This is a genomic window from Isosphaeraceae bacterium EP7 (assembly GCA_038400315.1).
Taxonomy (GTDB): Bacteria; Planctomycetota; Planctomycetia; order Isosphaerales; family Isosphaeraceae; genus EP7.
Map to the genome: position 1 here is coordinate 1,142,198 of CP151667.1, position 24,138 is coordinate 1,166,335.

Consider the following 24,138-nt stretch of genomic DNA (forward strand, 5'->3'; position numbering starts at 1 on the left):
AGACGCCATGCCCCTTCGAAGCATGATCGGCCACGAGGCCCGCCAGATGGTGGTCGACCGGACGCTGGCCGCTGTCGTCGCGGTCCTGGCGACGGTCGTCGGCTACGGTGTCTACAACGGAGCCTCCTGGGCCTCGTTCCAGCGAGCGGTCCTGAGGGAGGTGAGCCGCGAGGAGGCCGCCCGCCTTGATTCGCTGAGGGCGCGGCTGGGCTCGGCCAGCGATAGCCGGGGCGTCCCGGCCGATCAGATCGGCATGTCGCTCGGGACGAAGGAGGCTGTGATGCCTCCCGGTCCGCTCTCGTCTCTGGTGATCGGACAGAGCGATCTCTACCCGTATCATTCCAGGGTGACGACCTCGGGCCGCCAGTCGGGAACTGGCGACGACGAGATTGAGAACCCGACTCACCTCCTCTCGGGGCGGTTCGACCTGGGATTCGTCGTCGTCTCGCTCTATCCGCTGGTCATTCTGGCGCTCAGCTACAACATGCTCTCGGCCGAGAAGGAGCAGGGCACGCTCGTCCTGCTGCTCTCCCAGCCCGTCCTGCTGCGAACACTCCTGCTGGCGAAGGTGCTGGCTCGAGGGGTTGCCGTGCTGGGCCTCGCCGTCGCGGTCTCCCTGATCGGATTTACGCTGGCGCGAGGGCCAACCGATGCGGACGGCCTTGTGCGGCTATCGCTTTGGATCGCGATCGTTTCGGCTTATGGGACGTTCTGGTTCGCGCTGGCCGTCGCCGTCAACGCGCTGGGCCGAGGGTCGGCGACCAACGCGCTGGCCTTGGCCGGGATCTGGTTGCTTGTGGTCGGCGTCATCCCGGCGCTGGCGAACGTTGCCGTGAGGGCCTCATACCCCGTCCCGTCACGCGTCGAGTTGATTCAGTCGCTTCGAGAAGCCTCGGATCGGGCCCAGGCCGAAGGGCCCCAGCTCGGCGCGAAGTTCCTGGACGCACATCCGGAGTTGGTCCAGGGCCACGATGAGGCCAATGAGTTCGCCGTCCAGTCTCTGGCCGTGCAGGACGCGACCGAGGCGGGGGTTGCGGGGGTCCTCAGCCGGTTCGAACTCCAGCTCGTGCGTCAGCAGGCATTGGTCGACAAATTCCGCTTCGCCTCGCCGGCCATCGCGACTCTGGAGGCGCTCCAGGACGCGGCCGGGACTGGGGCGGCCCGGTATCGGCACTTCCTGGATCAGGTCGAGGATTTCCACGGCCGCTGGCGAGACTACTTCCGCCCCCGGATTTTACGTCGAGAGCCGATCCGTACCGAGGACCTTGGCCAGCTCCCTTCGTTCTCATTCCGGGAGGAGCCACTGGCGGCGGTCATGGCACGGGTCGGGGTCGGCCTGCTCGGTTTAATCGTGCCGACGCTGATCGTTGGGCTTCTGGGTCGAACGGCGATCCGTCGATTTTCGGTCGTCGGCCAGGGATGACAACGCGAGGAGAGACCAGCGAGATGCGCGTATTTTCCATTCGGACGAGGACGGCTGCCGGGCTACTCGTTGCCGCGATTCTCGCGCCGTGCATGGCGGACGAGCCTGGCGCCCAGGCGGGACGAGATGCGTCGGCGTTGGTCGACGCGTCCCGGTTTCGCGAGGCCGTGGCCCTTCTGGAGTCCAGCCCGCCGACCGAGGTGTCGCCCGTGTCTCGGATCTTGCTCGGTCGGGCGTATCTGGGGCTCGGTCGATATGCGGACGCCGAGGCGAAGCTCTCCACGCCGGGGCCCGCCTCGGCGGAACCAGCCCGCCTGGAAGGGCTCTCCCGCGTCGCGGAAGGCCGCGGCGACCTCGATCGTGCCATTTCGATGATGACCGAGGCCGTCGAGGCGCGGCGAAAATTGGTTCCCGTACCGGACGACCCCGATGGGGCGAGTCTGCTGGCCAATTCCCAGTCCAGTCTGGGACAGCTCGCGTTCCGGGCCGGCCGGCTCGACCTGGCGAAGGATCAGTTCCAGAAGGCCATCGCGCTGGTCAGCGAGGCGCACGCGAAGCTCCATGAGTTGGATGTTCCCCACGACGAGCGCGATCCGAGGCTCTATGCGGGAGGTGCGACCTCCGGCCTGGCTAGGGTCTACGCGGCCCAGGGCAATGCCGTGAGGGCCGACCGAAGCTGGCGGGGCGTGACGGCCCGGACCGACGATCCGGAGATTCTGGCGGCTCTGGCCGCATTTTACCGGGCGCGTGGCGACGAGAAGTCGGCTCGCCGTCACCTCGACCGGGCCTTGAGCCTCACGGCGGGAAAGCCCGCCCACCGGCGGATCCGCGCCCTTCTGCTTGCGGACGTAAAGGCGACCCAGGACGAGGCCCTCGCCCTGGCCGAAGCCGCCCATGCGGATGCCCCCGATCTCTCTTCAATCGACACGCTTGCATGGGTCTTCCACCTTCGGGGCGACGATCGGAGAGCAGCCGAGGTCCTTGCATCGGCAATCCGGCTGGGGACCAAGGACCCCACGATCCTGTACCACGCCGGGATGATCGCCCGGGCGCGAGGCAAGGCGGATGAGGCGAAACGCCACCTGACGGGCTCGCTCGAACTCAATCCGGCGTTCGACCCGATCGCCGCGCCCGATGCCCGTCGGGCGCTCGATGAGCTTCGCTGAGATTTCCCCTATCGTCCGATCCATTTGACGGCACGAGGTGATTGATGAAAATGTTCAGGAACGTTCTCTTGCCGATGCTCCTGGTCGTCACGCCCTTGCTCGCGGCCCAGGCCCACACCTTGCGAGTCCTGGTCACACGGCCCGTCTCGGTCAAAGGCTTCAAATCCACCGTCTATCTGTCCTACGGGCACCTGCTACCCGTGGACGAGCTGATCCCGGGGAACGAGGTCGGCGCCTACCTGATTCACGCCCCCGACGGTTCGACCAAGCCACTTGAGACGTCGGGGACTTCGCTCCACGCCAACGAGGTCAGCTTCGACCAGCCCGGGCTCTACCAACTCGCCGTCACGCGGCTGCCCATCACCTACGTCGCCTACACGGACGCCTCGGGAGCGGCCCGGTTCGCCAGGCTTCCGAAAGATCAATTCAAGCTGCCCGAGGGGGCGAAGCTGACCGCCTCGGCGCGGAGCTATCAGTTCTCGAAGGCGGTCGTGCTCAACGATCTCACGGAGAGTAAGGCGACCCCTGCGCTGGGTCATGCCCTGGAAATCGTCGTGGAGGGGAAGCCCACGAAGGACGGTTATTCGGCCGATGAGTCCGTCCGTGCACGCGTTCTTTTCAAGGGGAAGCCCCTGGCGGGCGTGAAGCTCTCCGCGGCCAGCACATCGAGGAATCCCGACGGGATCCCCGAGGTCGCCGGCGAAACCGATTCCGAGGGGCGTGTCGCCCTGGACCTGCCCGAGCCGGGCACCTGGGTCCTGGACGTCCTGCACCTGATCGAGTCGAGCCCCGACGTCCGTGCGTCCTACGACAACGAGCGTTTCGTGGCCACGATGGCGATTCCCGTGGCCGACAAGTGATCCAAGACGTGGATAAGATCGGATCAACGCTGGGCCCGCGTCGGCCCGCGGGATTGCCCTCAATCTCGCGGGCCGACGCGGGGCAGTGACCGCCCCAGGAGGCTCCGGCCCCAATGCTTCAGGCGATCGAACTGACCAAGGAATACGATGGGCGGACCGCGCTGGACCGGCTCAACCTGACGATCGAGCCCGGCGAGATCTTCTGCCTGCTGGGCGCGAACGGCGCCGGCAAGACGACGACGATCAACCTCTTCCTGAATTTCCTCCAACCGACGTCGGGCACCTGTCTCGTCGGCGGGATGGACGTCACGACGCATGCGTTGGAGACGAAGCGGTTTCTCGCTTATATCCCCGAGCAGGTGATGCTCTACCGCAATTTCTCGGGGCTGGAGAATCTCCGCTATTTCGCGACCCTCGCGGAGAAGGGCCACTATTCGGGCGCCCAACTGGCCGAGTTCCTCGACCGCGCCGGACTGTCCGAGGAAGCATCAAGGCGACGGGTCTCGACGTACTCGAAGGGGATGCGGCAGAAGGTGGGCATCGCGATCGCGCTGGCCAAGGAGGCCAAGGCGCTCCTGCTCGACGAGCCGACCTCGGGCCTCGATCCCAAGGCCTCCAATGAATTCTCGAGGCTCATCGAGCAACTCAGCGGCGAAGGCGTCGCCGTCCTGATGGCCACGCACGACCTCTTCCGCGCCAAGGAGAGCGGCACCCGCGTCGGCATCATGAAGCACGGCCGGCTCGTCGAGACCCTCCGGACCGAGGAGATCGGCCATGCCGACCTCGAGAAGCTCTATCTCGATCATATGACGGATTGAGCAAGCTGGCACGACTTCGAACGCCCCAGGTGACATCGGCGTTCGGCCAGCCCGTGCCTCGCAACGTCCCGCTCCGGGCTAGCGCTCGAGGCGTCGGGCGAATGACTCGATTGTCGAGCTGACGCTCGTGAAAAATTCTTCGATCTCGCTCGGTGTTACGAAGTCATTTTTCATGTTATTGTCGACCTCGCGAGGATTTTCCGGTCTGAATCGAACGTCCCGGGCTCGCCACGTCCCGCTGATACTGATCCTTGAGAGGTCACCACGATGCCAGGATACTCAGGCGGTCGACCGCGCCGGGCCGGGTTCACGCTGATCGAGCTTCTGGTCGTGATCTCAATCATCGCGGTGCTGATCGCCTTGCTGCTGCCGGCCGTGCAAGCCGCTCGCGAGGCCGCACGGCGGATGCAGTGCGTCAACAATCTCAAGCAGCTCGGCATCGCCCTCCACAACTATCACGACACCTTGGGACGCCTTCCCTACGGGGCGATCGTCGCCCAGAAGGGCAACTTCTGGTACCCGACCGGCTCCGGAGGGGAGCACTATCGCTACTCGACCCTGGCGATGCTCGCACCGTTCTTGGAGCAGACGGCCATCTTCGGCGCGCTCAATTACAGCTATCCCGTCTACATGCCGGACGGCACCATCGCGCCGGCCAACACCAGCATCCTCAGCATCAAGGTTGGCCTCTTCCTCTGCCCCAGTGACAACGGCCGGAACGTCCAGGACGGATTCGCCCCGGCCAACTACATGGCCAGCGCCGGCGACGGACTCCCGGGGGGCTCGGCGATCTACGACAGCCCCAACGGATGCTTCTTCTTCAACTCGGGCATCAGCTTCGCCATGATCCAGGACGGGCTGAGCCAGACGGCCATGATCGGCGAGAGCATCCTCGGACCCGGCGGCTTCAATGTCCCGGCAGGGTCCGCGATCAACCCACAAGAGATCATGGCGCAGCAGGTCGCCGTCCCCATCAGCGCGCCGGCCGTCAATCTGACCATCGCTGAATGCCAGTCCGCCGGGGCGGGCACGTCCGGCTACTTCAACGGCCAGAGGGGCGGGAGCTGGGCCCAGGGCGACTTCCGTCACGCCCTCTACACCCACTACGACACGCCGAATTCCAAGTCATATGACTGCCTCCGCGGCAGCGACTACGGCTGGAAGACCGGTCGAAGCCGCCACCCCGGCGGGGTCAACGAGCTCTTCGGCGACGGCAGCGTTAAGTTCATCAGAGAAACGATCAATGTCGCCGCCTGGCGTGCTCTGGGGACACGCTCAGGCGGCGAGGTGATTTCCGCGGACGCATATTAACCCGAGCTTGCGCGGGCGAGTTGGCAGTCCATCCGGCCTCGATGAGACCTTGGATCATCCATTGTCCGCTCCGACCGTGACGGCCAGGTTGTCGCGATTGGTCGCACCGAGACCGATTCTCTCCGGATCGATCCAGGTCGGGCGGGTCTCGTCGGGCCCTTTGCCGAAGAGAAGGTAGAGAACGGGCAGGGCCAACATGGTGAGGAAGGTGTCGCACACCATCCCGAAGAAGACGACGGTCGCCAGCGGCCTCTGGACCTCGGCGCCGATGCCGGTGGAGAGCATCATCGGCAGGAAGCCGAGCGCCGCGACGGTGCCGGTCATCAGGACGGGCCGGAGGCGGGCGAGCCTCGCCTGCTCAATGGCCTCTCGCTTCGGCAAACCCTGGGCGATTCGATCGCGGATCGCGGCGACGAGCACCAAGCCTTCGAGCATCGAGGCCCCGGCGAGGGCGACGAAACCGACGCCGGCCGAGATCGTGAACGGCAGGTCCATGACCCAGAGGCCGAAGACCCCGCCCACCCGCGCGAAGAGCACGCCGCTGAAGATCATCAGGGCGTCGCGGACCGAGTTGAACGTGAGATAGAGCAGGCTCAGGATGAGGGCCAGGGCCAGCGGGACGACGATGTAGAGCCGCTTCTCGGCACGCCTCATATTCTCGAACTGCCCACCCCATCCGAGGTCGTAACCCTCGGGAAGCTTAACCTCCGAGGCGACCCGCGCCTGGACTTCTTCGACGAATGAGCCCATGTCCCTTCCGCGGATGTTCGCCTGGACGACAATCCGGCGCCGGCCCCACTCGCGTTGGATCGTCGACGGGCCGGTCGTCTCCTCCAATCGTGCGAGCTTGCTGAGCCGGAGTCGCTGGCCGGTCGCGGTCGGGATCAGGATCTTTTCCAGGGCCTTCGGGTCGTTGCGATAGGCCATCGGCAGCCGGACGGCAAGTGGGAAGCGTCTGCCCGGCTCGAGGATCTCGCCCACCTTGATGCCGCCCGCTGCGTTGATGGTGTCGAGCACCTGCCTCGCGGCAATGCCGTAGCGAGAGAGGGCGTCGCGGTCCACCTCGATGCGGAGCACCGGCAGGCCGCTGATCTGCTCGGTCGAGACGTCGGCCGCGCCCGGGATGGATTTCACGACTCGCTCGATCTCGGCGGCCTTCTCCTTAAGCACCTCCAGGTCGTCGCCGAAGAGCTTGATGCCCAGGTCGGCCCTGATCCCGGCGACCATCTCGTTGATGCGCAGTTCGATCGGCTGGCTGTAGACGGCCCGCATGCCGGGGAGGGTCCCGGTCACCTCGGCCATCGCCGCGACCAGCCCATCCTGGTCCTTCGCCTTCTTCCAGCCCGCCCGAGGCTTGAGGGAAATGTAGACGTCGGTGACTTCGAACCCCATCGGATCGGTCGCGACCTCGGCCGTCCCGGTCCGGCTCCAGATGGTGTCGATCTCGTCGGGGAACTGCTCCTTGAGCATGGCCTCGATGCGCCCGCCATATTCGAGCGATTCCTCGAGGCTCACGCTGGCGAGCCGGATGGTGTTGATGACGATCGTCCCCTCGTTCAGACGCGGGACGAACTCGGAACCGAGGCTGAAGCCGAGCAGGGTCGTGGCGACGGTGAGGGCTCCGACGAACGCGAGCGTTGCCTTGGGGAACCGGAGTCCGAGGTGGAGCAGGGGCTTGAAGAACGCGTGGGCCAGCCGATCGACGAACGTCTCCCGGTCCGATGTCCTCCGCTTGAGCCCCAACGAGGCCAGCGCGGGCATGAGTGTCAGGGAGAGGATCATCGAGCCCAGCAACGCGAAGATCACGGTCAGGGCCATCGGCCGGAAGAGCTTCCCCTCGACTCCTTGGAGAGTGAGGATGGGAAGATAGACGATCATGATGATGAGTTCGCCGAAGAGGGTCGGCTTGCGGACCTCGACGGCCGCGTCGCGGATGATGTCGAGCTTGGGGCGATCCGTGCGGTCGTGCGCGAGGTGGCGGACGCAGTTCTCGACCATCACCACCGAGCTGTCGACGACGAGCCCGAAGTCGATCGCACCCAGGCTCATCAGGCTCCCCGCGATGCCGATTCGCTCCATCATCGTGACGGCGAAGAGCATCGACAACGGAATCGCCGAGGCGACGATCAGGCCGGCACGCAGGTTTCCGAGGAATGCGAAGAGCACGGCGATGACGAGCAGGGCCCCCTCGGCCAGGTTCCGCTCGACGGTCATGAGCACCTGGTTGACCAGATGCGTCCTCTCGTAGGCGACCGTCACGTTGACGCCCGCGGGAAGCGTCAGCTTCACCTCACGCATCGCGCGGTCGAGCGCCATCGTCACGTCGCGCGAGTTCTCGCCCATCCGCATGAACGCGAGCCCTAGGACCACCTCGCCCTTGCCGTTCGCGGTGACCCCCCCGCGGCGGATCATGTGGCCGATGTCGACCTCGCCGACGTCCCTGATCCGGATCGGCACGCCGTCGCGCGCCGTGATGACGATCTTGCCGATCTCTTCCAGAGTACGGGCACGGCCGACCCCCTGGATCAGGCTCGACTCGTCGGCACGGACCACGTAGCCACCGCCGACGTCCTTGTTGTTCTCCTTCAAGGCGAGGATCACGTCGTCGAGCGTGAGCACGTACTTGGCCAGCTTGGCCGGTTCGGCCCGCACCTCGAATTGCTTGGCCAATCCGCCCCAGGAGTTCACCTCGGCGACCCCTGGCACACGCCGCAGCCTGGGCCGGACGACCCAGTCTTGCAGGGAACGCAGCTCGGTCAGGTCGTAGACATTGCTCGAGAGGAAGTAGTGGTAGACCTCACCCAGCCCTGTGGCGACCGGGCCCATCGTGGGCTTCTCGACCCCTTGAGGGAGTTGCGCCTCGCCAAGGCGCTCGTTGATTTGTTGGCGGGCGAAATAGATGTCGGTGCCATCCTCGAAGATGGCGACCACTTGCGAGAGGCCGAATTTCGAGAGCGAGCGGACCTCTTCGAGGCCCTTGAGGCCGCCGACGGCCTGCTCGACCGGGAACGTGATCTGACGCTCGATTTCCTCGGGGGCAAGCTCGGGCGCGACGGTGTTGATCTGCACCTGAACCGGCGTCGTGTCGGGGAAGGCGTCGAGCGGCAGCTCGCCCGCGGCACGCACTCCGAGCGCCACGAGGATGCATGAGAGCAGGATGACGACGAACCGATTCCTGAGGCTGAAGTCGATCAGTGCATTGAGCATCGCGAAGGTCTCCCATTGGGCCCGGTTACTCGCAGCAACCGGCCCCGATGGCCCCCTTCATGATCTCGGTCTTGAGCAGGAATGCTCCCTTGGTCACGACCGTCTGGCCGGGCGTGAGGCCCCAGGTCACTTCGAGGATGTCTGAGTGATCAGTCGGCTTCGTCGTGACACGTTGCGGGCGGTAGGTGGCATTGCCCTGCGGGATGAAGACGACTTCCACGCCGTCTTTCCGTTGCACGGCATCCTTCGGGACGATCACCGCCTGGTGTTCGGGGGCGACCTGAATCGCGGCCTCGCCGAACTGGTTCGCCCTGAGCTGGCCGCCTGCGTTCGAGAGCTCGGCCCGGACTCGGGTGGTCCTGGTCTGTGCATTGACCTCGGCGCCCACCCAGGTTACCACGCCGAGGTTTTCGGTCCCTTCCCCCGGGCTCTCGCCGGAGATGACGAAGCTCACGGCCTGGCCGGGCTTCACCTTGCGAATGTCGCCCTCGTATAGGTCAATCCAGAGCCAGATTCGAGACGTGTCCGCGACCGCGAACAACTGGGCCGTCGCCAGCACGGACTCGCCTTTCACCGCATGTCGCGCGACCACCGTCCCATCGATGGGCGACGCGACGTCGAGGAGGTTTTTCGTATCTTTGGCCTTGAGGATCTCGGCGAGATCCGGGTCGCCGAACCCGAGGTTCCTGAGCCTTTGCTCGGCGTCCATCGTGGTCGCCTGCGACTGGAGCAGCGCGGTCGAGACTTCGAGTTCGGCCTTGCCCGCGACCATCCCCGTACGTGCGAGCGCCTGCGTCCGCTCGGCCGTGGCTTGCGCGAGCTTCAAGGCGGACTGGGACGTGAGGAACTGGGCCTTGGCGGCGCTCACCTCGGCCGAGTCGACGACGGCGAGTACCTCACCTTGAACGACCTTCTGGCCGAGGTCGGCCCTGACTTCACGCAAGAAGCCCGACACCCGGGGGCTGACTTCCGCGTAATGGTTGGCGTCATAGGCCGTCTCGGCGTTCGCGACGAGTTGATGGGCGTGCGTCTCCTGTCCGACGATCGCCGTACGGATCCCGATCTTGGTGGCGAGCATCGTCGAAGCGAGCCGGACCGTGGGGAGCGGGTCTCGGCAAACCTTGTCGGTACCGTTCGTCGTGACCGGGAACGGCTTACCTTCGGCCTTTGCCTTCAGGCACTCCGCGCAAAGCGACTCGGGCTTGCCGTGTAAGGCACACCAGCCGTCGTCCGGCTGGATCAACGACGCGGAGGGCCCCTTGCTGCACTTGTAACAGAAGCTTGCGGGGAGCCCATGCTCCTTGCAAATGACGAGGTTGTATTTCGCCTCGACCTCGGGGTGACAGAGTGTGCAGATATCCTCGGGAATATTCCCGTGCTCTTTGCAGAGCATGAGTGTCTTCTGGAGTTCAACGTGGCAGATCGTGCAGAACTTCTCCGGCACCCCGTGTTCGTTGCAGAACAGGCCGGCGTCCTCCGCCTTGGTCGCCGTAGGGATCGGACGTGCCCACGAGGGGAGGCGAGCGGGATCAATCCGCGCCTGGACCGGCATCCAGCCCGGTCGCAGAACAGAAATCGCGACGCACACGGTCGTGAGGACGAGCGCAGCCGCGAACCCAAGAATCAATGGGCGTTTCATCAAACGAACTCCCGCTGCTGGTAGAAACGGTCGAGACCGACGCCGTTCACCCCGGAATGATCCGGGACGTGACGGGCTCAGATCTGAATGAATGGGGGATTGACCGTGCGCCCGCGGGGGCGTGCTCGAGGAGTCTGCGGAGTAAGTCCGAAGAGTGTCCCGAAAGGTCTGCCTCGCCCGATTTCAGCAGCGGAAATTCTGGAGGAGTGCCCGCACCGTCGACGAGCTTCCCCAGCCCGCGAGGCCCGTGGGAGAGCCATCGGGGGTCAGGTTTGCGTGCGGGTGGGGCAGGGGCCGGGCGGGGCCGAATGAGAATTCGTCCAGCCAGTGGGACTCGATCGCGAAGGTCAGGTCGGGGACGCGGACGTCGGGCGACTGGACGGCACCCCGGCAAACGCAGTCGTCCGATTCCTCGGGGCAATGGGCCGGGGCCGGTGCGTCCGCCTTTCCAGAGGCGTGCTCCTGATGCGCATCATGGCAGGCCTCGGCCAGCCCGCAGAGCAGCGGACAGGCCAGGATGATGCCGATCAGGATTACCATCGTGGCGACACGCAACGTGGACGACCCTCTCTTCTCGAAGACGAACCAACTCTCATCTTAGCTCAGGGCCAATCGCGGTCAAGCGGGCCTTCATCCGTATTGATCATCGGCGATATCCCCCCGCTTCTCCATCTTACGGTCTCCCGGCAAGTTCAGCGAAGCGGCGGACCGGCCAGGGGAGTGCCGTCGGTGTCGAGGATCTGGAAGTGGTGAATTCCCGGCATTCCCCGGCCCTGATGGGTCCAGACGAGCCGCTTGTCGCGCGTGACCTCGCTGAGCTTGACGTCATCCGGGCCCGCATGGTGGCTGGTGATGACGGTATTCCCGTTGGGGAGCCGCTGGACACCGCATGCGTCGTTAATCGGTCGACCGGGCAGATCGTCATTCGTCACCTGCCAGACAATCTTGCCCGACGGGGCGACCTCGATGACCAGGTTGCCGAGCGTGCATCCGATCAGGGTGTTCCCATCGGGCAGGCGGATGGCCGTGAACGGCATGTCGGGCGTGGCAACTTCCCAGATCACCTCGCCCTTGGCGGTGTACTCGCGGACGACCTTATCCAGCAACTGAGGGACGAGGTAATTGCCGTTGGACAGCTTGCGGGCCATCCGGGTCTGTAGGTGATGGTCCTTTGTCTGCGCCTTCAACGGCACCTCGACGACCACCTTCCCCGAACGGTCGACCTCGATCAGGCGTGGGTGATCGCCGGCCTCGCTCACGAGGATCCGACCACCGCCGACGTCCTGGACGGTGTTGACCTCGGACTGCGTCCCCTTGAACGCGAAGAGAATCTTGCCGTCGGGCGTGACCTCGACCGCCGAGCCACCGGGTTCGTCCGCGTTCTTGTTGAGGGCAAGCAGAAGGTTGCCGCCCTGCAAGACCCAGCCGTCGCGAGATGGGCGTGGGTAGGTCCAGGTCGCATGACCGTCGGCATCAAGGATGTACGTCTTTCCGCCCATTGCCAGCAAGCCGTGGCGGATCGGCTTCGGATCCTCGGCCAAGGCAGGGACCGTGGAGGCGGCGATCAGGAGGAGAAGTGTCCGCATCGGCCTGAACATGGGTCTATTCGCCATCGGAGCGTTCTCTTTTGACAAGACGGATCGTGCACGCCCCGAAGGATACCCGACGAGAGTGGCGAACACCCGCACGACCCCGGGCCTAGAGTCGGACCCGCAGGCCGAGTCGGGCCAGCAACCCCGCCGCGCCGCAGACGAAGACGGCCATCGCCGCCGATCCTCCGACGACCGCCCAGGGGTCTGGCGACCCGGTGTAGCCGAGAATGGCCGATCCGAATCCGGCGAGTCCGATGAGCCAGATGGTGATCGGGTGGAGGAAGTAGGCGAGCAGCGGATTCGCGCCGGCCGGCCGGAAGAGGAATGTCCAGGCGCGGAACCCCGCGACGTCGATGATCGCAAACAGGAGGATCCAGGCCGATGTTGCGATCGCGGCCGACCAGAAGCACCAGGTCGGTGTCGCGCCGATCTTGTTGATTCCTTCGAACGTGTCGGTCAGTGCTCCGGCAAGGACGAGGCCGACCACGAACGTCGAAGCCCAGGCGATCCGTTCCTTGTGCGACCTGACGGTGCTATCTCGACGCAGGATCGAGCCGAGGAGGCACCCGGCCATTGTCACCGCGGCGAGCGAGCCGGTCGCGTCGCCCAGCCCGACGTACCCCTGAATCCCGTCGAATCCTCGCGCGAGCAGGTCGACCGCGCCTCGAACTGGGTCGAGCCAGGCCTTGTCGTCGACCCGGTCGAACAGACCACGGTCGTGGGTCGCCAGGTGCAACATCATGAGCAGGCCCATCGCGCCCATCAACCACTCGCGTCGAGAACCGATCAGGAGGGTCAGCAGCGCCACTGTCAGATAGGCCCAGCCGATCAGGCCGAGGATGCCCCACCACGAGGTCCGGAGCCAGACCCAGCCGTCCACGGCCCCGTAAAATGGCAGTGATGTCGACTCTGGCGAGCGCCGGTAGATCGCCAGCAAGCCGATCATGCCCGCCACGCCCAGCACTTTCAGGCCAAGTAGGATGTTCCGCTTCGGGCCGTGGTTTCGAGGCAGGGAGCACCAGGCCAGGATCACGCTGAGGAAGGCGAGCAGGCCCCAGATACGGCCGCCTAGCGTCGTGTCGTCGTCATGATTCAGCTCGATGACGCCCAGCAGCAGAAGGCTGGCGGACCTGCCAAGGATGTGTCGAAGCTGTTGCCAACGAGAGGCGCCCAACTCGGCGGCCCTTTCGAATGCCAGCGGGATTGAGACCCCGACGATAAACAGAAACGACGGGAAGACGATGTCCGCCAAGGTCATCCCATCGGCCCTGGGCGGCCTGATATGGTGGAGCCACGAGGGCGCGGCGCGTCCCAAGTCGTTGACGAAGATCATCAGGAAGATGGTCAGCCCGCGAAGTACATCGACAGAGTCAACTCGAAGCCCCGGCCTCACGCCTGTGAGCGGTGCGTCGAGGACCACCACCGGCCCGCGGTCCACGTCTTGCTCGTCCATCTTCGCCGGAATCGTCGTCATATCCATCCCTCGAATCGAGGCATCGTGGGCGGGAATCCGCCAGGCGAAGGGGGCATCTCAGTTCGCCAGTGCGCGAGGCCCGGCGATCGGAAAGTCACCGAGATGTCGTCCCCAACTTCCGCGCCCGTCAGGGAGCATGGTACCTCGGCCGCGGCCCCGAAGGCATGATGCAGACGGTCATTCCCACTCTTCACCCTCCCGGCTCCATCCGCCGAAACCGAAAGATCGTCCGAGTCTGAGACGTACTGGACCAGGTCGACGCATCGGCCCCTCACCACTTGCGAAAGTCACGGATCAACCGTCCTCGCCGGGAGTTTCTCCCCACTCGCATGATGAGCATTTCGAGAGGGAGGTTCATGCGAAGATGTCGTGCATCAGGCGAAACCGGGCTGTAGACTCTTTGAATGCGTGTCCAGGCCGAGACTCGATCTCGAGTCTCCGACTGGGGTGAGGACAGACGGCTCCATCCGACACGTCCCAGGTGCCTGCCCATCGGAGCTTGGAATCATGATTCGATGGGGAGCGAGAATCGGTCTCGGCATTCTGTCCCTGCTCATGGTCGGCGTCGCCCCCACGCACGGTGCCGATCGAAGGTCGGAAGTTCCCCCGGCCCCGCTCGGGTCGCCCGAGGATCGCGAGTCAATCCGCCGGTTCGCGAATTTCTACTGCGTCTCGTGCCACGACGGCGACGAGAAGGCCGGCGGGCTGGACCTTGTTCCCATGGTTGCGGGAGATCTGGCCGGAAACGCGAGGGCCTGGGAGAAGGTCGTCCGGCGAGTTGCGGCCCGTCAGATGCCGCCTGCGGGGGAAGTTCCGCTGTCCGAGCGGGCGTACGAGTCCTTCGTGGGAACGCTTTCCGGCGCGCTCGATCGCGCGGCAGCCGATCAGCCGGACCCCGGGCGGACCGGCACGTTCCGGCGGCTCAATCGGACTGAGTACCGGAATGCCGTTCGCGACTTGCTCGCGCTGGACATCGACGCCGAAGCATTGCTGCCGACTGACGAGTCGAGCCATGGGTTTGACAACGTGACGGTGGCCGACCTGTCGCCAACCCTGCTGGACCGCCTCATCACCGCCGCGCAGAAAATTAGCCGCCTGGCAGTCGGCGGGACGGGCCGATCCCCGGGAGGAGACACCTTCCGCATCAAGGCCGACCTGACCCAGGAAGAGCACATCGAGGGCCTGCCGATCGGCACTCGCGGCGGCGCCTTGATCGATTACACGTTCCCGCAGGGGGGCGAGTATGACGTGCAAATCCTCCTGGCGAGGGACCGCAATGAGCATGTCGAGGGGCTCCGAGAGCCGCATGATCTGGAGATCTTGCTGGATCGCGAGCGGATGGCTTCGTTCAGAGTGACGCCGCCCCGGTCGGATCGTGAGCACCAAGTTGTCGACGCCCAGCTGAAGGCACGCATCTCGGTGGGTGCCGGCCCACACATGCTCGGGGTGACATTCCTGAAATCACCCTCTTCACTCCTGGAGACAAAGCGTCAGCCGTACCAGGCCCACTACAATGCCCACCGGCATCCCAGGCTCAGCCCGGCGATCTTCCAGGTCTCGATCACCGGCCCTTACAACTCCAAAGGTCCGGGGGATACCCCAAGCCGACGCCGGATTTTCGTCGTCAGGCCCGAGAACGAGGGTGCGGAGGATGACTGCGCCAGCCAGATCCTGTCGACACACCTACGCCGGGCCTATCGGCGGCCGATCAACGCCGCCGACCTCAAGAAGCCGATGGAGTTGTTTCGGGAGGCACGCGCGGAGGGAGATTTCGACTCGGGGATCGAGACAGCTCTGAGCGCGATCCTCGTCAATCCTCAGTTTCTCTTCCGCATCGAGACAGATCCGCCCGGGGTCAATTCTGGCGCGGCGTATCGCGTCCCCGACGTCCAGCTCGCCTCTCGGCTGTCCTTCTTTCTCTGGAGCAGCATCCCCGACGACGAGCTGCTCGATCTGGCCGAGCGCGGGGAACTGGGGCAGGCTGACGTCCTTCGGGCCCAGGTCCTGCGAATGCTGCGCGATCCGCGCTCCCGGAGTCTCGTCGACAACTTCGCGGCGCAGTGGCTACACCTACGAAACCTCGATTCAATCACGCCGGACCTTCGCTTGTTCCCGGACTTCGACGAAAACCTCCGGATCGCCTTCCGGCGTGAGACCGAGGCTCTGTTCGAAGAGGTCATGCACGAGGATCGGAGCGTGCTCGAACTGCTCGACCCCGGCCACACGTACCTGAACGGACGCCTGGCCAAGCACTATGGCATCCCGCACGTCTACGGCAGCCAGTTCCGTCGCGTGGAGCTGGGCACTGATAGCAAGCGGGGAGGCCTGTTCCGCCAGGGGAGCGTGCTGACCGTGACGTCGTACGCCACACGTACTTCGCCCGTCATTCGCGGCAAATGGATCCTGGAGAACCTGCTCGGCACTCCACTCCCTCCCCAGCCCCCGGATGTTCCGGCTCTGAAGGACAACACCGTCTCTTCGTCGCTGGCGATCCGAGAGCGGCTGGCCGAGCATCGAGCGAACATTGCCTGCGCCAGCTGCCATGATGTGATGGACCCCGTCGGCTTCGCGCTCGAGAACTTCGATGCGGTCGGCCGATGGCGTGACATCGAAGAAGGCCGCCCGGTCGACGCGTCGGGGGGACTGCCGGACGGCAGCCGGTTCGACGGTGTGGCCGGGCTCGAACAGGCCATCATCGGGCGGCCCGATGTGTTCGTCGGCGCGCTGACGGAGAAGCTACTCACCTTCGCCCTGGGTCGGGGCGTGGAGCATTTCGACGCGCCGGCCGTCCGCAAGATCGTCCGCGACGCTCGGGCCAACGACCATCGGTTCTCGTCGCTAATCGTCGGGATCGTCTCCAGCACTCCGTTCAGGATGAGGAGGTCGGAATGATCGTCACGAAGAAGGCCCTGCCGCGCCGGACGTTCCTCCGTGGCCTGGGGACGACGCTCGCCCTCCCGCTCCTGGACGCGATGGTCCCCTCGATGACGGCCCTGGCCGCGACCTCGGCCGCGCCTGCCAGGCTCCGCCGGCTCGGTTACGTCTACATGCCCATGGGGTGCGACACCGCCCGCTGGACTCCCCCGGGCTCGGACACGCTCGACGAGTTGTCGCCGATTCTCAGCTCGCTGGGAACGCTGAAGCGGCACGTCACGGTGGTCTCGAACCTGGAGCTGCGCAACGCCTATCCGGGCACCCACGCCACCTCCAACGCCGCCTTCCTCAGCGCGGCGCGGGCGAAGCTGACCGAGAGTGCCGACTACTACCTCGGGACGACCGCCGACCAGATTGCCGCCAGGCAGATCGGCCAGGAGACGCAGCTCCCCTCGCTCGAGCTGTCGATGGACCTGATGTCGACGGTCGGCCAGTGCGATAACGGCTACGCCTGTGTTTATCAGAATAATCTCTCGTGGTCCTCGCCGACCTCGCCGCTGCCGTCCGAGGCGCACCCGAGGGTCGTCTTCGAACGCCTTTTCGGCGAGGGCGGGACTGCCGCGGATCGTCGAGCCTCGCTGAAGAAGAGGGCGAGCCTGCTCGATTCGGTGGTCGATGAGATCGGCCGGCTGCAGAGTCAGCTAGGCCCGGCGGATCGGGCCAGGGTCGGCCAGTATCTGGAGTCCGTGCGCGAGGTCGAACGCCGGATTCAAAAGTCTGAGGCCGACGTGAAGGACGGCGCCCTGCCCGATCTCGACCGCCCCGAAGGCGTGCCCAGCTCCTATGCCGACCACGCCCGGTTGATGTTCGACCTCCAGGTCCTCGCCTTACAGGGCGACGTCACCCGCGTCATCACATTCCAGCTCGCACGCGAGACGAGCAACCGGAGCTACCCGGAGATCGGCGTGCCCGACCCGCACCACCCGCTGACCCATCACGGCAACGACCCCGAGAAGGTCGCCAAGATGGCCAAGATCAATCAATACCACGTCTCCCTCTTCGCCGAGTTTCTTGCGAAGCTGGAGGCCACGCCCGAGGGTGACGGCTCGCTCCTGGACCATTCGCTGTACCTCTATGGCAGCGGCATGGGTAATCCCAATGTCCACGATCATATGAACCTGCCAATCCTCATCGCCGGGGGAGCGGCTGGCAAGATGAGGGGGGGGCGGCACATTCGATTCACCAACCCGACGCCTCTGGCCAACCTCCACCTGACCCTGCTCGACAAGGTCGGCGTCCGCCTCGACTCCTTCGCCGACAGCCGTGGCAAGGTCGATGATCTCTTCGAGCCGCTCTCGCTCTGACCACCTCTGAGCTGGGCAGTAGACCCGGAGTTGACCTCGATGAAACGGAATCGGTTCGTCGCGTGCGGCCTGGCACTCGCTTTCATCGCATCCGGCCCGGTCCTCCGAGGCGCCGAGACGCCCCTGGCCGATGCGGCGGAGCGGTCCGATCGGGACGAGGTCCGCAAGCTGATCGCGGGGGGCCAGGCCGCGAGCCAATCTCAGGTCGACGGCATGACGGCCCTGCATTGGGCGGCCTATCACGACGACCTGGAGATGTCGAGGCTCCTAGTTGATGCCGGGGCCGACGTGAAGGCCGCAAATCGGTACGGAGTTACGCCGCTCTCCATGTCCTGCACGAACGGCAACCGCGCTCTGGTCGAGTTGCTGCTCGACGCGGGTGCCGACCCGAACACGAAACTCAGGGGTGATGAGTCTGTCCTGATGACCGCCGCGCGAACGGGGAGGCTCGGCCCCGTGCAGGTCTTGCTCGCGCGTGGTGCCGACGTCAATGCCAGGGAGCATCGAGGCCAGACGGCCCTGTTGTGGGCGGCGGCCGAGGGTCATACGGAAGTCGTCAACGAACTCCTCCGAAAAGGGGCCGATTTCCAGACGCCTCTCCTATCTGGATTCACGCCGCTGTTTATGGCCGTGCGCGAGGGTCGAACGGATGTCGTTCGCGTGCTCCTGATGGCGGGGGCCGACGTCAACGGGCCCATGCAAGTGAAGAAGGCTTCGGGCCGGGCTCCGGCTCGCGGGACGACCCCGCTGATCCTGGCCATCGAGAACGGGCACTTCGAACTGGCGGTCGTGCTGCTCGACACCGGCGCCAACCCGAACGACCAGCGATCCGGCTTCACGGCGCTGCACACGCTGACCTGGGTCCGCAAGCCGAGCCGCGGCGACGACGAGAGCGGTGACCCCGCCCCCACCGGATCCGGGAATCTGGACAGCCTCAAATTTGTCGATTCGCTGGTCGAACGCGGGGCCGACGTCAATGCAAGGCTCGAGCGAGGAGCGTCGGGGCGAGGCGTCCTCAATCGGGCCGGCGCGACACCGTTCCTGCTGGCTGCAATGACCGACGATGTCCCCCTGATGCGCAAGCTGGTCGCGCACGGCGCCGATCCCTGCCTCTCGAACGTCGACCGTTGCACCCCGCTGATGGCCGCCGCCGGCATCGGGACCCTCGCCCCCGGCGAGGAGGCGGGCACCGAGGACGAGGCCATGGCGGCCCTGGAACTCGCGATCGAACTCGGCAACGACGTGAATGCGGTCGACGACAACGGAGAGACCGCAATGCACGGCGCGGCCTACAAGAGCGTCCCGAGAGTCGTGGAATTACTGGCCAAGAAAGGGGCCAAGATCGAACTCTGGAATCGCGAGAACAAGTACGGCTGGACACCGCTTTCCATCGCGGAAGGCAACCGGCCAGGCAACTTCAAGCCGTCTCCCGAGACGATCCAGGCCATTCAACGGGCGATGCAGGCCGAAGGGCCCCCTCGACCTGGAGCCAGGCCGATCGAAGATCGTCGCCCAGCCCCGGCCGTCGAAACGACGAAGAGCAAACCGTAGACCCGACCCATCCATCGCCCAACTTGATCGCTTGACCGGGGTGGCCGGCTCTGCGAAGTTCGTCCCCGATGCCATCGCGTGAGGCGATGTCGGGCCACGAGATCTCGCCACGTCCCCATGCATAGGAAGAGCCCGTGTCGACACTTATCAACATCACTCCGCTCGGTGGCAAGCCTGCGGTCGGCGCGAAGCATCCGCTCGAGCCGTTGTCGGCCGAGGAAGTGCGAGCCGCGGTCGATCTCCTCAAAGTCGCAGGAAAAGTTACGCCCACCACGAGATTCGTCTCGGTCGCCTTGAAAGAACCCGACAAGGCGTTTGTGCATGACAGGAATGGGGGCGATCCGCCACGCGAGGTGTTCACAGTCCTCTTCGACAACGCTCTGAACGCCTGCTATGAGGCGAGTCTTTCCCTGACGGAAGAGAAGCTCCTGTCCTGGGACCACATCCCCGGCGTCCAGCCGACGATGACGATCGACGAGCAAGCGGAGTGCGAGCAGGCCGTCCTGAACAGCCCCGAATTCAAGGCGAAGTTGAAGGAGCACACGGGCGTCGACGACACCAGCCTGGTGATGGTCGACATCTGGAGCGCCGGCAATTACGGAGATCCCGAGGACAGCTCACGCCGCCTCGCTCGCCCGCTTTGCTTCCTTCGTACCGACCCGACCGACAACGGCTACGTCCGGCCGATCGAAGGACTGCGACCTGTCGTCGACCTGAACACGATGCAGGTCCTCCGCGTCGAGGACCACGGCCGTTGGCCGATCCCGCCTGGTGAAGGCAATTACGCCGCCGACCGCATGTCCGACTTCCGGTCCGACATCAAAGCCCTGGAGATCGCCCAGCCGGAAGGGCCCAGCTTCGAAGTGGACGGCTACCAGGTGTCCTGGCAGAAGTGGAAATTCGTCGTCGGCTTCAACGCCCGCGAGGGGCTCACGCTCCACCACCTCCGCTACGACGACGGAGGCCGAGAGCGATCGGTCCTGTATCGCGCCTCGCTCACCGAGATGGTCGTCCCCTACGGCGACCCCGATCCGACGCAGAGGAGGAAAAACGCCTTCGACGTCGGCGAATATGGCATGGGCATGTGTGCCAACAGCCTTGTGTTGGGGTGCGATTGCCTCGGCCTGATTCGATACTTCGACGCCCACCTCTGCGACAGCCGGGGAGAGTCCCTGACCATCAAGAACGCGGTTTGCATGCACGAGGAGGATTACGGCATCCTCTGGAAGCACACCGACCGACGCTTGCCCGATACCCCCGAGGTAAGGCGCTCACGGAGGTTGGTGGTCTCCTCGGTCTCCACCGTGGAGAATTACGAATACGGCTTCTTCTGGTATCTCTACCAGGACGGCACGATCCAGTTCGAGATCAAGCTCACCGGCATCCTCTCGCTGGCCGCGTCCCATCCGGGAGAAACGCCGAAGCACGGGAATCTAGTCGCGCCTCAGTTGTACGCGCCGAATCACCAGCATTTCTTCAATATGAGGCTCGACTTCGACCTCGACGGCGTGAAGAACACCGTCCACCGCGTCGACGTCGTGGCCGACCCAATCGACGAACTCAACCCATTCGAGAACGCCTTCCAGGCGCGGTCCACCCCGCTGACCACAGAGCAGGAAGCCCGGGGTAACCTCAGCCTGGAGACGGCCAGGACCTGGAAGGTCGTCAATCCGGGGGCGCTCAATCACGTCGGCGAGCCGGTCGGCTACCGCTTCCTCCCCGGAGATAACTCGGTCCCCTTCGCATCGCCGAATGCCTGGTGGCGAAAGCGGGCGGAGTTCGTGGAGAGCCACGTCTGGGTCACGCCCTACCAGTCCGGCGAGAAATATGGTGCCGGCGACTATCCCAATCAGTCACGCGGAGGCGACGGTCTGAAGACATGGACGGATGCGAACAGGCCGATCGATGGCGCGGACGTCGTCTTCTGGTACACCTTCGGCCACACGCACATCCCCAGGCCCGAGGATTACCCGGTCATGCCATCCGCCTACATTGGCTTCACGCTCAAGCCGGCCGGATTTTTCGCCCGGAACCCGGCCAATGACGTCCCCCCATCCTCGAAGAAAGCCGGGATGAGCTGCTGTCACTGAAACTCGAGGCGGGAGGCCCATTGCGATTTGACTGGGCGCTCAAGATGACCGGTCAGCGCCCTAGCCACTCCTGCGGGACTCTCCCTTCCCGCCGCCGAAAACCGTCGGGTTTACTTAAGCGGGACGCCGGTTCGTCGCGGTGCCATTCGGGGCTTCTGCGGGCTTTGGTCGGGGAGTTCGATCATCTTGATGAGGGCGGCCTGCGTCAGGAGGTTGGTCTGAATATCGCCAATAAACCGACGACCGTCGGGGCTGAATGAGCCGAGTCCGGCCCAGACGGGCTTCCCCATGTCGTCGCGGCTGCCTGGCTCGTTGAAGTAGGTGAGGCGTCGCTGGTTGGTGCCATTGGCATCCATCATCCACCAGTCGGTCCCACCCCTGGTGCTCTGGCGGTTGCTCATCCAGACGATCGTCCTGCCGTCGGGAGTCTCGAAGGCGTGCTCGTTGTAGTCCTTCTGCGTGAGTTGGCGGACGTCTCCGGAGCCGAGATCGATGGTGTAGATTTGCTGATCCCATGAAGAGCGTTGATTCATGCTGCTGCAGAATAGGACGCGGCGGCCGTCGCGCGAGAAGCCGTAGGTTTCGTAGAACGCCCGACCGCCAGGCTCGTAGACGCGGAGGTTCTGGAGCGCTGGTCCCACCTGTCCCTCGACGAAATCGGCGATGTTGATCGCCCAGTAGCCGAAGTGCTGCTTCAGGTCGAAGAGTTTCGGCCGCTCGACCCGGGCGCTCCAGACGAGTTGCTTGCCGTCGGGCGAGAACCTGGGAATGATCACGCCGTGGTCGGGGTCGGCAGGCAGGTCGGTCAGGCGGATCGCCTTGTCGCCCGCGACGCTCAGACACCAAAGGTCGGAATAGGCGCCGAAGCCGGGCAGGGCGTCGAACGAGGTCCCTGGGTGGACCGGCTTCTCGGCGACGACCACGATCCAGCGCATTGAGGGATGCCAGGCCGGGCTGCCGACGTGTTTGCCGGGTAGGCCGGGCGTGTTGCACGTGAGGCAGATGTCGTGCGAGCCGTCGGGGGCGGCCGAATGGACGTCGTAGTAGCCGTCTCTCCCTCGGCTCGCGTAGAGGATTCGATCCTCGCCCCGCGGCGACCAATGGACCTGGCCCCCTTGGTCGCGGAAGGCACGAATCGTCGGCGCAGGAGATTGGCCTTCGGCGACGGCGATGAACGTCGCGAGCAGACTGGCCGCCGCGGCGCCGAGCGGGCCGGCTCGCAGGCGGCGAGGCGAGAGGAGCTCTTCCCGCTGGCACATCGGAGTGTCCTCGATTGAAAGTCCGGATGGGTGAGAGTCAGTCGCCCTCCACCACCTTACCCCCGAGGGCAACGGCCCTCGTCGCGATGAGAGCGATGATTGCAGTGCCGCAGAGCACAAAGGTGCCCGGCTCGGGGACGACGGTGATGAAGCCGTGGGTGATTCCTCCCGCAGTATAGCTGCCGACGATCAGCCCACCGCCATTAATACCCTGCCCGGTCGAGGTGTCTGCGCCCGGGACGTTGAAGCCGACGAGCATGCCCGTCGGACCGCCGAGGAGGCCCGAGCTGATGAGGGTCGGCCCACTGCTGTTGAAGTAACCGATGAGCCCGCTGCCAATGACGTCGCCAGTGATATTGATCCCATTGATGAAAGAGGCAAGCGAACCCGGTGCGTCGAGGGTTTGGATCGTCCCATCAGGATCGCGCAAGTAGCCATGGAAGGAGAAACCGTCGAAATAGGATCCGACGACCTGGCCGCTGGCATTCACCCCCTGAGCGAAGGTCCAAACAGCCCCGGGGACGTCGAAGGTGGTGAATGTGCCGTCAGCAGCCCGGATGAACGAGTGAAAGTCGAGGCCGGTGGAGAGTGAATAGGTGCCGGCGATCGAGCCGTCGCTGCTGATCCCGTTGCCGAAGGTCGATGTGCTCCCCGGGACGAAGAACGTGGCGAAGGACCCATCGGCCTCGCGTATGTAGGCGCCGGTCGCCGCGCCGTCGAAGTAGGAGCCGACGACCCTGCCCAAGTTGTCGATTCCGTTGGCATAGGTTGCCGTGCTATCCAGGATGGAATAGGCCGAGATGACGCCCGCTGTGCTGCGAGTGAAGGCGAAGGTCGATGATCCCACGACGAACGACCCGGTTGAATCGCCCAGGTCATTGATCCCGTTAAGCGTCGTCGAGCTCGCGCCGGGGACGTCGACCGTGATGAAGGTTTCCGCCCTCGCCGTGGCGGGAATTGTGATGAGCGTCGTTGCGAGGAGTACGGCCGCCAGCAGATAGGTTGTGCAGGTCGCGAGCGATTTCATCCTAGACATCGGTCCTCATTTCTTTATAAAGCCCCGTCACGCCGGGGAATCATCCTTGGGCTCGCCTGTTTTGCGCATCCATAATCCCATCGACGTCTTGGTCCTGCAATGAGGTCTTAAATTCGCAACGCGCAATCCCCCGGCGTGTTGGGGCACCGGGTCGTCGAGTCGAACTGTTCCGGTTCGAGGAGTTTAGATCGTTCTCCCCGCGGGGGTTAGCTCGCGGCGGAGGGGCCGATCGAGCCAAAGTCGGTGAGAAGCCTAACTAACACGGGCCCGATTGGGGTGCGGGGCCGGGGGCGAAGCCCCCGCCCCGGCAAGGCTGCATGAATGAGTGAATGCATATATCATGAGCCGTGTTGAGAAATTTCACTTATTAAGTTGCTATCTATGTCCCCGCTGGTTATGTGTATTCGTGCCTTGGGTTGGGGTCGCTCGTGTCGAGGAGCGTGTGCTCGGGGCCGAGCCGCCAGCAACACGAAT

At 64.9% G+C, this 24,138-nt stretch carries 16 protein-coding genes; 9 read left to right on the top strand and 7 right to left on the bottom strand.

All coding sequences use genetic code 11. The features are described from left to right. The first annotated feature begins 7 nt into the window (after positions 1–7). The 5 genes from EP7_RS04565 to EP7_RS04585 all read left to right on the top strand — a co-directional run bounded on the left by EP7_RS04565 (position 8) and on the right by EP7_RS04585 (position 5,578). The gene (locus tag EP7_RS04565) at positions 8–1,423 is read left to right on the top strand and encodes an ABC transporter permease (protein ID WP_463526410.1); all 1,416 of its coding nucleotides are present in this window, start codon (positions 8–10) and stop codon (positions 1,421–1,423) included. Positions 1,424–1,632: 209 nt separating this feature from the next. Next, positions 1,633–2,589 carry a tetratricopeptide repeat protein gene (locus tag EP7_RS04570; protein ID WP_463526411.1) on the top strand — a complete coding sequence of 319 codons (957 nt, stop codon included), beginning with the start codon at positions 1,633–1,635 and terminating at the stop codon, positions 2,587–2,589. Between the two features lie 44 nt (positions 2,590–2,633). Further along, positions 2,634–3,449 carry a DUF4198 domain-containing protein gene (locus tag EP7_RS04575; RefSeq protein ID WP_463526413.1) on the top strand — a complete coding sequence of 272 codons (816 nt, stop codon included), beginning with the start codon at positions 2,634–2,636 and terminating at the stop codon, positions 3,447–3,449. 113 nt (positions 3,450–3,562) lie between these two features. Further along, positions 3,563–4,267 (top strand): ABC transporter ATP-binding protein, encoded by a 705-nt coding sequence (locus EP7_RS04580; RefSeq protein WP_463526414.1) that lies wholly within the window; start codon positions 3,563–3,565, stop codon positions 4,265–4,267. A 267-nt stretch (positions 4,268–4,534) separates the two neighbouring features. Continuing rightward, on the top strand, positions 4,535–5,578 hold the full coding sequence (locus EP7_RS04585; RefSeq protein ID WP_463526415.1) for a DUF1559 family PulG-like putative transporter: 1,044 nt from the start codon (positions 4,535–4,537) through the stop codon (positions 5,576–5,578). Positions 5,579–5,632: 54 nt separating this feature from the next. On the opposite strand, the gene EP7_RS04590 is transcribed toward EP7_RS04585, so the two are convergent. From EP7_RS04590 to EP7_RS04610, 5 genes are all read right to left on the bottom strand, one after another. After that, complete coding sequence (locus EP7_RS04590; RefSeq protein ID WP_463526416.1) at positions 5,633–8,785, bottom strand: efflux RND transporter permease subunit; 3,153 nt, start codon at positions 8,783–8,785, stop codon at positions 5,633–5,635. Between the two features lie 25 nt (positions 8,786–8,810). Beyond that, positions 8,811–10,424 carry an efflux RND transporter periplasmic adaptor subunit gene (locus EP7_RS04595; RefSeq protein ID WP_463526417.1) on the bottom strand — a complete coding sequence of 538 codons (1,614 nt, stop codon included), beginning with the start codon at positions 10,422–10,424 and terminating at the stop codon, positions 8,811–8,813. Between the two features lie 183 nt (positions 10,425–10,607). Further along, positions 10,608–10,979, bottom strand: coding sequence for a hypothetical protein (locus tag EP7_RS04600; RefSeq protein ID WP_463526418.1), 372 nt, complete (start codon positions 10,977–10,979; stop codon positions 10,608–10,610). A gap of 137 nt (positions 10,980–11,116) precedes the next feature. Further along, on the bottom strand, positions 11,117–12,037 hold the full coding sequence (locus tag EP7_RS04605; protein WP_463526419.1) for a beta-propeller domain-containing protein: 921 nt from the start codon (positions 12,035–12,037) through the stop codon (positions 11,117–11,119). A gap of 85 nt (positions 12,038–12,122) precedes the next feature. Then, a complete protein-coding gene (locus tag EP7_RS04610; protein ID WP_463526420.1) occupies positions 12,123–13,490 on the bottom strand; it encodes a DUF5009 domain-containing protein in 1,368 nt (455 codons plus the stop codon). 507 nt (positions 13,491–13,997) lie between these two features. Here EP7_RS04610 and EP7_RS04615 point away from each other — a divergent pair. The 4 genes from EP7_RS04615 (at position 13,998) to EP7_RS04630 (ending at position 21,369) form a co-directional block, all read left to right on the top strand. Further along, positions 13,998–16,382 (top strand): DUF1592 domain-containing protein, encoded by a 2,385-nt coding sequence (locus tag EP7_RS04615; RefSeq protein WP_463526421.1) that lies wholly within the window; start codon positions 13,998–14,000, stop codon positions 16,380–16,382. Beyond that, positions 16,379–17,728 carry a DUF1552 domain-containing protein gene (locus tag EP7_RS04620; RefSeq protein WP_463526422.1) on the top strand — a complete coding sequence of 450 codons (1,350 nt, stop codon included), beginning with the start codon at positions 16,379–16,381 and terminating at the stop codon, positions 17,726–17,728. Before EP7_RS04615 ends, EP7_RS04620 begins: the two co-directional genes overlap by 4 nt. A 39-nt stretch (positions 17,729–17,767) precedes the next feature. Beyond that, positions 17,768–19,279 carry an ankyrin repeat domain-containing protein gene (locus EP7_RS04625; RefSeq protein WP_463526423.1) on the top strand — a complete coding sequence of 504 codons (1,512 nt, stop codon included), beginning with the start codon at positions 17,768–17,770 and terminating at the stop codon, positions 19,277–19,279. A gap of 134 nt (positions 19,280–19,413) precedes the next feature. Beyond that, positions 19,414–21,369, top strand: coding sequence for a primary-amine oxidase (locus EP7_RS04630; RefSeq protein ID WP_463526424.1), 1,956 nt, complete (start codon positions 19,414–19,416; stop codon positions 21,367–21,369). A 110-nt stretch (positions 21,370–21,479) separates the two neighbouring features. On the opposite strand, the gene EP7_RS04635 is transcribed toward EP7_RS04630, so the two are convergent. Further along, complete coding sequence (locus EP7_RS04635) at positions 21,480–22,628, bottom strand: TolB family protein (RefSeq protein WP_463526425.1); 1,149 nt, start codon at positions 22,626–22,628, stop codon at positions 21,480–21,482. A 37-nt stretch (positions 22,629–22,665) separates the two neighbouring features. Continuing rightward, positions 22,666–23,655 carry a hypothetical protein gene (locus EP7_RS04640; protein WP_463526426.1) on the bottom strand — a complete coding sequence of 330 codons (990 nt, stop codon included), beginning with the start codon at positions 23,653–23,655 and terminating at the stop codon, positions 22,666–22,668. Between the last annotated feature and the right edge of the window lie 483 nt (positions 23,656–24,138).